The sequence below is a fragment of the Moorena sp. SIO3H5 genome (genome assembly GCF_010692395.1).
Lineage (GTDB): Bacteria > Cyanobacteriota > Cyanobacteriia > Cyanobacteriales > Coleofasciculaceae > Moorena.
In genome coordinates, this window is record NZ_JAAHHS010000298.1 from 1 (window position 1) to 9,705 (window position 9,705).

12 protein-coding genes are annotated in these 9,705 nt (G+C 42.2%); 7 read left to right on the plus strand and 5 right to left on the minus strand.

The genetic code is table 11. From position 1 onward, the window contains the following. Nucleotides 1-72 precede the first annotated feature (72 nt). Both F6K52_RS25815 and F6K52_RS25820 read left to right on the plus strand, forming a co-directional pair. Nucleotides 73-1,161, plus strand: a complete 1,089-nt coding sequence (locus F6K52_RS25815; RefSeq protein ID WP_293084899.1) for a pentapeptide repeat-containing protein — start codon at nt 73-75, stop codon at nt 1,159-1,161. A 261-nt stretch (nt 1,162-1,422) separates the two neighbouring features. Next, nucleotides 1,423-2,385 (plus strand): hypothetical protein, encoded by a 963-nt coding sequence (locus F6K52_RS25820; RefSeq protein ID WP_293084902.1) that lies wholly within the window; start codon nt 1,423-1,425, stop codon nt 2,383-2,385. A gap of 82 nt (nt 2,386-2,467) precedes the next feature. On the opposite strand, the gene F6K52_RS25825 is transcribed toward F6K52_RS25820, so the two are convergent. After that, nucleotides 2,468-2,689, minus strand: a complete 222-nt coding sequence (locus F6K52_RS25825; RefSeq protein ID WP_008188939.1) for a helix-turn-helix transcriptional regulator — start codon at nt 2,687-2,689, stop codon at nt 2,468-2,470. 264 nt (nt 2,690-2,953) lie between these two features. On the opposite strand from F6K52_RS25825, the gene F6K52_RS25830 reads away from it, so the two are divergent. Beyond that, nucleotides 2,954-3,241, plus strand: coding sequence for a hypothetical protein (locus F6K52_RS25830; protein WP_293084905.1), 288 nt, complete (start codon nt 2,954-2,956; stop codon nt 3,239-3,241). A 53-nt stretch (nt 3,242-3,294) separates the two neighbouring features. Here F6K52_RS25830 and F6K52_RS25835 read toward each other — a convergent pair whose 3' ends face one another. Further along, nucleotides 3,295-3,477 carry a hypothetical protein gene (locus tag F6K52_RS25835; protein ID WP_293084910.1) on the minus strand — a complete coding sequence of 61 codons (183 nt, stop codon included), beginning with the start codon at nt 3,475-3,477 and terminating at the stop codon, nt 3,295-3,297. Here F6K52_RS25835 and F6K52_RS25840 point away from each other — a divergent pair. The 3 genes from F6K52_RS25840 to F6K52_RS25850 all read left to right on the plus strand — a co-directional run bounded on the left by F6K52_RS25840 (nt 3,466) and on the right by F6K52_RS25850 (nt 5,125). Further along, on the plus strand, nt 3,466-3,990 hold the full coding sequence (locus tag F6K52_RS25840; RefSeq protein ID WP_293084917.1) for a class I SAM-dependent methyltransferase: 525 nt from the start codon (nt 3,466-3,468) through the stop codon (nt 3,988-3,990). The two genes, F6K52_RS25835 and F6K52_RS25840, sit on opposite strands and share 12 nt — an antisense overlap. Nucleotides 3,991-4,093: 103 nt before the next feature. Further along, entirely contained in the window at nt 4,094-4,321 is a 228-nt protein-coding gene (locus tag F6K52_RS25845) for a hypothetical protein (RefSeq protein ID WP_293084919.1), read from the plus strand. Between the two features lie 408 nt (nt 4,322-4,729). Beyond that, nucleotides 4,730-5,125, plus strand: a complete 396-nt coding sequence (locus tag F6K52_RS25850) for a hypothetical protein (protein ID WP_293084924.1) — start codon at nt 4,730-4,732, stop codon at nt 5,123-5,125. Between the two features lie 16 nt (nt 5,126-5,141). Here the strand turns inward: F6K52_RS25850 and F6K52_RS25855 are convergent, their stop codons facing one another. The 3 genes from F6K52_RS25855 to F6K52_RS25865 all read right to left on the minus strand — a co-directional run bounded on the left by F6K52_RS25855 (nt 5,142) and on the right by F6K52_RS25865 (nt 8,602). Continuing rightward, nucleotides 5,142-6,533, minus strand: coding sequence for a serine/threonine-protein kinase (locus F6K52_RS25855; protein ID WP_293084928.1), 1,392 nt, complete (start codon nt 6,531-6,533; stop codon nt 5,142-5,144). A 14-nt stretch (nt 6,534-6,547) separates the two neighbouring features. Next, entirely contained in the window at nt 6,548-8,107 is a 1,560-nt protein-coding gene (gene amt / locus F6K52_RS25860) for an ammonium transporter (RefSeq protein ID WP_293084933.1), read from the minus strand. Nucleotides 8,108-8,428: 321 nt separating this feature from the next. Then, the gene (locus F6K52_RS25865; protein ID WP_293084936.1) at nt 8,429-8,602 is read right to left on the minus strand and encodes a hypothetical protein; all 174 of its coding nucleotides are present in this window, start codon (nt 8,600-8,602) and stop codon (nt 8,429-8,431) included. A 552-nt stretch (nt 8,603-9,154) separates the two neighbouring features. Here F6K52_RS25865 and F6K52_RS25870 point away from each other — a divergent pair. Next, on the plus strand, nt 9,155-9,705 hold a 551-nt coding region (locus F6K52_RS25870; protein ID WP_293084941.1), incomplete at its 3' end, for a pentapeptide repeat-containing protein.

Sequence of the window (9,705 nt, forward strand, 5' to 3'; positions counted from 1 at the left end):
GTTTAATTAAAAAAAATACAAAATATGAAACTCAAGGTAACCCCCCCCAGCAATCACCCTTTACGGTTTAGAATGGTTGTTTTTTTGATGTATAGTGGCTTAGTCTACTTAGGGATTGCTTCGTTATATTGGTTTGTGGTATTTCCCATAAATTTTGTTGAGGGTTTTCTTGAACAATCGCAACTCAATAAACTATTTTTTTTTGTCAATAAAGTAGAGCAAAAAGACCCAACTTTGTTTTTTATAGCAGTTGTAATAATGGCTATTGGACTAGGAATTTTGCTGAAAATTTACTACTTAAACAAAGGGTTATGGAGAAATTTTGAAAAAAATGGTATAACTCTCAATACTCCTAGGGTTACAGAAGATAAGGCAATAATTCAATCCTTGAATAATGCTCTGGAGTGGCTGAGTTCTGATCAGATTGCCCTGCGGCTAGGTGGAATTTATGCCCTAGAACGAATTGCTAAGGTTTCTGCGGAAGACCACTGGAAAATTATGGATATTTTATCGACGTTAGTGCGATATCAGTCCCCTTGGAAGGTTCATGTAGAAATGCAAAAGCAAATCAATGACTCATGCAGTCCTCTTCCCATTACAGAAGACCAAAAACTTCCTATTGATATTCAAGGTGCCCTGACGGTTATTGCCAGGCGCGACAGCTCAAAAGAGCTCGAAGATCAGAAAATTGATTTACGTCACGCCACACTGATGGGGGCAAACTTAACAGAAGCAAACCTCCAAGAGGCATACCTTAATGGCTCCAAACTACAAGGAGCTTCTCTTAATCAGGCTAATCTAAAAGGAGCATGTTTGATCGGAGCCAATCTAGAAGGGGCAGACTGTAATCAAGCTAACCTCCAAGGAGCATACTTGATTAAAGCTAACTTGACAGACACTTGCTTATTTGATGCTAACCTACAAGGGGCACTTCTCAGGAGAGCTAAGCTAGACAAGGCCATTCTCTGGAATGCTAATTTACAGGGGGCATCGTTGATTAAAGCTAACTTGCAAGAGGCGAATTTAGAGGGAGCTAATCTCCAGGGTACAGATTTAAGAGGGGCTAACCTCCAAGGAGCTAAAAATCTGACCCAAAAGCAAATTGAATTGGGACAGATAGATAGCGAAACTATTTTACCAAACTACCTAATCAGGGCTTAATTTTAACCTAATAAATTGCCTGGTTTATTATCTAAAACAGAAGGCATTAATTATATCGGGTGCATCTTATACTTATTTGTAAAAACATCATCGATCAAGAATTCCATTTAGATAATTTTTGATGCCATATTTCCTACTCACTACTCCCTACTCCCTACTCCCTACTCCCTACCAGAAATAGATGATAGCCGTCGGGTAGAGTACGCGATCGCATAAACTGATGGAATCATCTATAAAATTCCATAGAAGAGAGGCTGCTCCGTGGCTACGGACTACATTTTGTTTATACATGGTGTCAATACTCGCCAAGATCGAGAAACACCAGAATACGCTGACAAGCTTTTCGATCTGATTCAATCTAATGTTGAGCCATCCGTTCAACTCAAAAAGATCCCTCTTTACTGGGGTAATGTGGTGATTGAGCAGGAGAAGGAACTCCTAGGAGCATTGAAGGCATCGAAGGCTTGGAATGAGTTCTGGTTCAGAGACTTCCGTGAAAAGCAAATCTTACAATTCGTTGGAGACGGAGCTCTCTACCTCAGCAGACATGTTAGCTCTCTGGCGATTGAGCAGATGAGTAAACAAGCTTATCAGGGATTGGAGGGATACCAGGATCAAGACCGTTTGCACCTAGTTACTCACAGTTGGGGAACGATTATCCTATTTGATGTGTTGTTTGCTAGTCGATGGGATGACCCAACTATACCTGGTCATCAGAGTATTCAGGGGATTCGCAAAAGCATTTTGGGCATCGAATCTGAGCAAGACAGTGCTATTCCTCTGGCTAGTGTTCATACCATGGGTTCACCGATTGCCCTATTTACTCTGATTCATATTGTTGGCAAAACCAGAGATGGCAGTACCCATGATATTAGTTCCAAACTAAAGGAATTACTCGGAAGTCTGACTCAACAAGGAGTGGCTTTACCCTGGCAAAACTTTGTACATCCGGGGGATCCCATTGCTTGGCCCCTAGAAGGAGTGTTGCCAAAATTAGTAGATGAGTATGACAAAGTTATCAAACTTGAAGATGTACTTACCTACGGTTCTGGATTATTAGAAAATGTCGCTAAACCGATACAATCGACATTTTTAGCATTAATAAATGGTGGTAGTGCTCACGACAGCTACTGGACTAGTCAGAAGGTGGCTAAAAAAATTGCAGAGACGATTCACCAGACCGCTAGGGGTTCCTATCTTTTGGGCCCATCCATAACGCGCTGATGGCTAAAGCTCAGGGAAAATTACCGATTACCGGTTACCGATTTCCGATGTCCGATTTCCGATTACCGGTAAATTTCCCGTTTTAGGGGTCTTGTTCATCCTCTTGATAGACTATCAAGTCCCCTGGTTGGCACTTGAGTGCTTTGCACAGGGAGTTGAGTATATCTTCGTCAATTCTAGGTAGACGGCGATGCCGTTTAAGCCTGGAAACGGAGTTAGGATGCTTTCCAATTATTTCAGCTAGATCTTTGTTGCTGATGTTGCGCTCAGCCATTACTACTGCCAATTTCCAGTGAATTACCACTTTAGTGTTTAACCTCTTACCATACTAAACGCTCGTTACGTTTGATTGTAACCTCTCGCAGCATCAATTGTTGAAAATAATACTTCTATAATTTTTTTTTAAACTCAAAGTGTTGACAAACTGGCCAAGATAGGATATACTATAAAAGTACGCAGTTACAGTGATTGGCAATTCCCTCGCCAGCACAAAGCGATCGCACATAGGTTCTACAGGCCGGGATGTGCGATCGCTGTTCCACCACCAAAGAAACAAGGTGATATTTACATGGTAAACCCACGTTCCTGTCTTGATGCAGTCCCTCATGGGGGAAACCCCCAAGACCGCGCTGCATCGCTCCCAGAGCTAATCAAAGCTCCGATCTATGATGTCCCTCAGGGCAAAACCCCAGTCCGCCTCCTCGCCTGTGGTGTACCCAAAGGTGTAGAGAGTGTGATTCATCAATTACACGTGCTTCGCTTTGCCGAAGTCATAGCGTGGACCCCGCCGATTCCTTCCCCTGTCGAAGGTGAAATCATTCGGATTCTGACTCGCTATGTTGATTTGAGGCGATAGGTTTAGGGTAAGCGGTCAGCGGTCAGCGGTCAGCTGTCAGCTTATGGGTTAGGTCACAGGCTGGAAGCCTGTGCCACCCTGTCTTGATGCAGTCGCTCTTGGGGGTTTCCCCCATGAGCTCGCTGCATCGCTACTTGAGGTGCTTTTGAATAAAATAGCTGACCCCTGAGCACTGACTGCTGAGTGCTGAGTGCTGAATACTGACCACTGACCGCTTTCGCAATATGACCAATCAAAATCAATGGAATGCTGATGATTATGCTAAGAATTCCTCAGCACAGTTCAAATGGGCAAAGGAACTAATTGAAAAGCTATCACTAATGGGGAACGAAACACTCCTGGATATTGGTTGTGGCGACGGAAAGATTACTGCTGAATTTGCCAGTATTCTTAACAAGGGTAGTGTTTTAGGAATTGATTCATCCCAGACCATGGTTGAGTTAGCTCGGAAGACATTTCCCCCAGTAGAGTATCCTAATTTAGAGTTTAAACCTATGGATGCTAAAGCAATTAACCTAAATCATAGCTTTGATGTCGTCTTTTCTAATGCTGTCTTACATTGGATCACTGACCATGTGTCAGTTTTGAAAGGCATTCGTAATCACCTTAAACCTCACGGAAAATTACTGTTTCAGATGGGAGGTAAAGGTAACGCTAGGGAATTACTACTGATCATAGATGAAATTATCACTGCTCCAGACTGGAAAGAGTATTTTATAGGCTTTACCTTTCCCTATTCATTGTCTTGATGCAGTCGCTCATGGGGGAAACCCCCAAGACCGCGCTGCATCGCTTTATGGCATTGAAGAGTATCAAAGATGGTTACCAGAAAATGGATTTAAAGCTGAACGTGTGCAGTTAATTCCTAAGGATATGCAGCATCAAGGCAAGGAGGGATTGAAAGGTTGGTTAAGAACAACCTGGTTTCCCTATACCAATAGAATTCCTCAGGAGTTGAGAGAAACATTTTTGGATACTGTTGTGGATAGGTACATCCAGCGTTATCCAATAGATAGTCAAGGGTTAACTCATGTCAAGATGGTTCGCTTGGAGGTTGAGGCTTATGCTATCGAGAGGTAAGCGATCAGCTATCAGCGGTCAGCTATCAGCGGTCAGCTATTAGTTATAAGTTATTAGCTTATGGGTTAGGTCACAGGCTGGAAGCCTGTGCCACAGTGCTTTTGAATAAAATAAGCTGAGGTTAGGTCACAGGCTGGAAGCCTGTGCCACAGTACTTTTGAATAAAATAAGCTGAGGTTAGGTCACAGGCTGGAAGCCTGTGCCACAGTGCTTTTGAATAAAATAAGCTGACTACTGACCGCTGACCACTGACCGCTTACTGGTCTTGAAAATTTCTTGCATAATTCTTGGTGATTACCCCGATAAGTATATAGATACTTAGAAATCAGCTATTAGCACTCAGCATTCAGCAGGTAGTGCCTTAGCTGAATGCTTACGTTGTCAACCTTTAGAATCCGGTGTTAATCGATGTCACAGAAAAACAATACCGTTACTGGTGATCAGCCGAAACCAATTATTTGTGAGACTTATCGATATCAGTTCCAATACTCTGATAACCCTGACAGGCCAACCATTAACCGTCACCCATTAAACAACCGTCAAGGCTCAACCATTAACCGTCACCCAATCTCCGTCAACCGTGAAGAGCAAACCATTAACCGTCAGCCATTTATAGGTGATCCTAATGTGTTTTGGTTTTCAGAAATGGGTAGTGAGTGGAGTGCAACCATTAGAGAGGCGTGCTGGGAAACTATTAAAGAACCGATTGAAGAACAGGAAGATTTATCTGAGGATAATAAAGGTGATTCTATAATTGTATCAGCTTTGGCTTTATTGGGGATGATTGTACTGGCTCTTATTTAAATAAGACATGAAAATCCTAATTGTTGCCGTTACGGTATTTTTTCATCTTCTCTATAAGAGCAGTAACATCTTTATATTCCTGAGCGATGATATCATCTTCCGGAAGATTTTCGATGTCGAAGTTCTGAACTAGCCTTTGCTGAATTTCCTCCAACTTTTCAATTCCCTTGCGAACTCCTGGGTCTCCGCTTCGAGCTAATACGTCTTGAGCATATCTACGGGTTAGTTCACTAAATAGCTCCTCAAATTCTTTTTCTCCTTGATAGTTATTTTTATTTTGCTCAAATAGATTAAGTACTTCTTTGAAGTTGTCTACATCTTTGTTTTTTTTTAGTTCATAAATTGCCGATAAACCTTGATTTTGAAGTTTAGTCCATTCATCACTGGTAGTTGTTGGATTATCTGAATTAGATGGATTATCTGAATTAGATGGATTATCTGAATTAGATGGATTATCTGAATTAAATAGATTACTTATCAATGGAATAGCAACAGCCGCTAATAGCACCAAACCGAATATAACTCCAATCACCCATCTTGAAATCTCAGTTCGATTCCTTTCTTGTGGAGGCTCTAGTAATTTTAGCCACTCTGAGATTGTCTTAGGTCTTCGCTTTGGATTTAATTCCATCCCTTTGAGAATTGGTCTTCTCAAAATTTTGTTAATGACGAATTTGCTGACATCTTGTTTTTGAGGCTCTTTTCTATATCTTTTCAGTTCATATTCCCTGTCTTTGGTACTAACTGGTTGCTGTCCGGTTAACAAGAAATAGAAGGTGGCAGATAAGGCATAGATATCAACTCGTGGGCCTGCTCTAAGGCTGCGTAGTTGTTGCTCGGGTGGAGCATAATATTCAGACCATTGTTGTGTTTGCTCTATTGTCCGGTCGGGAACAAATTCCCGGGCGATCCCAAAATCAATCAGTATTGCTTCTTCGGTTCCATGTCTCACCATAATATTACGATGGTTGACATCTCTATGAATCAAATTAACCTCATGCATTGCTTCGAGGGCATTGGCAACTTGTCGAATATATTTGATGGCTTGTTCTTCTGGAATTCCATTCCCTGGTTGAGTGAGTTTCTGTAGGGTCTCTCCCTCGATATATTCCATCACCAGGCAAGGACGCTTTATGCTCTTGTCATAAAAGTACTCTATGAATTTAACAATATGGTTATGATTAAATTGGTTTAGTCGCTTCGCTTCATCTTTAAAATTTTCTTCTCTTTTGCTTCGTTCATTATCGCTTAATTCATAGTTTCCAATTTTTATCGCAACAATCTCTTCCTGACCATCGGGTAACTTACGAGTGGATTTGTAAGTCCTTCCAAAGCCCCCCGTTCCTAATTCACCTTGGATGGTATAGTCGCCATCTTTCAGAGAAGATCCTGGTTCTAAGCTTGTCATTGGGTGTTTTTTATTTAATTGTTTTTGCTAATCTTTTCCAAATCTTCTAGTTTTTTACGTAACCTATCGATTTGGTTTTGGTAAACATCTTGAACTTTGTCTTCAAAGGTGGATTTGTCCAAACCATCTCTTTCTTCATCTACGGATACTCTGATCCCACCAGGTATGACGTGAGCAAGTACATACAAAATAATTCTACTGAATACTAAGATAAAAATAATAACAGTGACAGCACCTAATAATTGCACGATCAGTTGACTGGGATTGCCTCCGCGCAAGACCCCTGGAGCAGGACCATCTCCAAAAGCGTAAGCCCAGTCCAAACCTTTGTTTGCTTCTATAGTGTTTGGTCCGATGCTAAACAATCCCACCGCCAGGGTTCCCCATAATCCACAACCACCGTGAACGGGAATAGCACCAACTGGGTCATCAATTTCCCACCAATCTAATAGTCGAGTAAAAAGGGGCACAAAAATTCCTCCCCCGATAGCCCCAATCACTACTGCGTCTAATAAACTAACGTAAGCGCAGGGTGCGGTGATGCTAACTAATCCCCCCAAAATGCCATTGATGATAAAAGCAAGATTAGGTTTACCGTATCTGACAAAGCAAAAGATAATCGAGCTAATTGCACCAGCTGCGGCTGCTAAAGTAGTGGTTAAAACAATGTGAGGAATGGCGGGGGAAGTGGCCTCGAAGGTAGAGCCAGCATTAAACCCAAACCAACCTAGCCAGAGAATCAGACATCCCAAGGTGGCAAGGGTGGTATTATGCCCGTTTAAGGGTTCAATTTTCTTCTTAAACTTAGTTTTTTGTCGTGGCTCAAGTTTATCGAACTCTGATGGCTCAATGTCACGATATTTATCAGCCCGTGCCCCCAGGGCGATGGTTCCCATCAAGCCAGCAGCTCCTCCCACGGTGTGGACTACCGTTGAACCGGCAAAATCCCAAAATGCTAAGTTCCCAGACCCTCCGAAAGCGATATCGCTCAGCCATCCAGACTCCGACCACGCCCAATGTCCGGTGATGGGATACAAAAATCCCACTAGCAAGAAACTGAAGAGTAGAAAGCTCAAAAATCTCATGCGCTCGGCTACCGCTCCAGAAACAATGGTTGCTGCGGTGCCAGCAAACATTAATTGAAAGAAAAACTTAGCTTCCCTCATAGCCAGAGAGTCAGAACCATTGGAGTTAAAAATGTCCTGGCCACGAAAAAAGAACCCTTCAGTCCCGATCCAGGGATTGTTACCACCAAACATTAATCCAGCTCCGCAAAGCCAGAAGGCTACGGTGGCGATACTGAACACCACTAGGTTCTTTGCTAAAATATTGATCGCATTTTGCTTGCGACAAAAACCGGTTTCCAATAAACAGAATCCGGCATTCATAAAAAATATAAAAAAGCCTGCTATCACCAACCAGATCGTGTCCAGGACTTCCTTCAGTTTAGGGTTTATTGAGGCAGTCTCTTGAGCCACTGCCCCATGACTCCACACCAGCACGAGCATCACAGCTAGTGATATACCAAGGTAGACGCATCTTCTTTTGGAATGCCTACTGGATATGAGATTCATAGGATAAGTTTTGCTGATTAAGTTTTGCTGATTAATTTTCAAATAAAAAAAATATTTGTCTTGATGCAATAGCGAGTACTGGAAACCCCCTGATTAAGGAGCTCCATCGCTTTTGAGTAAGGCTTCTAGAATTTAGATGCGTTTGCCGTGAGTGAAATATATAAATAGTTAGATAATAAGTTAGACCATAACAACCATCTTTTGTGGCTGCTGGGTTGCATTAGTTTAATTATGCAACTGCTTGATTTCCTTAGAGTCTAAGATAATCCTCCAGCTAGATCAGCTTAGTTTAGGACAATATAAGTTAACTTGAAATCATCTCTAAATGAGATGGTGCCCTGGGAGTATATCACTTATAGCATTTCTCAATTGATTGAGGTACTTTTGTTGTGGGTTAATGGGAGCAGAGACTTCGTAACAGGGAGTAGGGATGCAGCCCTGTGCTGAGGGTTTCACCCATTGGCAGACTGCATCAAGACACTGACTTCCCCTCATAAGTACGATAAAATCTATATATAGTTGATTTGTTATTCAACTCTGACCTGCTCCTGGTTCCTTCCACGACCCATCGCTTTTTGACTAGGAGAAATTCCCAGGGATTCTGATGGCTAGAGCACCAGCTCCAGAATCCCACCCAAGGTACCCATCCCCCAATCTAGAAGGGGGTAACAGCTGCAATACCCTTTCACCAAATTATGGGGCGCGGGTGCAGGGGGGGATACTATTTTGCTTATAGCATATTATAACAATACGCACTCATGTATTGACAAATTCAAATAAGCTAGAAGTGCTAAAACCAATCTCAACGGGAAGTTGCTCATGGGAAACCACGGCAGTTGCTCATGGTGGCAATGCCCTTTGGCAAAGCTGTATAGCTATTCCGAAGTTACCTAGTCCCTAGTCCCTACTCCCTACTCCCTAGGACGAAATTACCTCTGTCAATTAAGACCTGCTATATACTGCAAATAGGATAAGGACTTTTAGTAAGTAAGGATACAGGTGATTGGCTTATTAAACAAGTGTCTAAGCAAGACTTGGTTTCGTGTAGTGGTTGCTCTCATTATTGCTTACTTGGCTCTACTGGCATTAAGTCTATTGCAGCAAACGACAACTCAAACCGAACAAGTTTGCTCATCTAAAGACTCAGTTTTGTCTTGTTGGGCAAAGCGACTATTATTCGTCTGTACAGTAGACAATGTTGAAGGTTTCGCTCTTTTATTTGGAGCATCTTTTTACATACTAGAAAGTCCAGAACGCAAACAAAAGATAATCTATGAGGCATGGCAAATTGTTGATAATGCCGCAGGATCCGGAGTCCCCACTAGCCCTGCCAGAGTAATAGCCCTTCAAGATTTGAACAACTATGGTGTTTCCATGAGGGGGCTGGATGCCCCAAACGCTGATTTGATTGAGATTGACCTAGGGAATGCTAAACTCCATGAAGCTACTCTCAATGACGCTGAACTTACTGGAGCTAACCTTACTGGAGCTGATCTCACTAAAGCCAACCTTACTGGAGCTAACCTCAGAGTAGCTAAGCTTGCTAAAGCATTACTGATCAGAGCGAACCTAAGTAACACCGACCTGAATATTGCTGA

Coding starts and splice junctions, on each gene's coding strand:
- F6K52_RS25815 (WP_293084899.1), top strand. CDS start 73: ATGGTTGTTTTTTTGATGTATAGTGGCTTAGTCTACTTAGGGATTGCT.
- F6K52_RS25830 (WP_293084905.1), top strand. CDS start 2,954: ATGGTAAACCCACGTTCCTGTCTTGATGCAGTCCCTCATGGGGGAAAC.
- F6K52_RS25840 (WP_293084917.1), top strand. CDS start 3,466: ATGACCAATCAAAATCAATGGAATGCTGATGATTATGCTAAGAATTCC.
- F6K52_RS25850 (WP_293084924.1), top strand. CDS start 4,730: ATGTCACAGAAAAACAATACCGTTACTGGTGATCAGCCGAAACCAATT.
- F6K52_RS25855 (WP_293084928.1), bottom strand. CDS start 6,533: ATGACAAGCTTAGAACCAGGATCTTCTCTGAAAGATGGCGACTATACC.
- amt (WP_293084933.1), bottom strand. CDS start 8,107: ATGAATCTCATATCCAGTAGGCATTCCAAAAGAAGATGCGTCTACCTT.
- F6K52_RS25865 (WP_293084936.1), bottom strand. CDS start 8,602: ATGAGGGGAAGTCAGTGTCTTGATGCAGTCTGCCAATGGGTGAAACCC.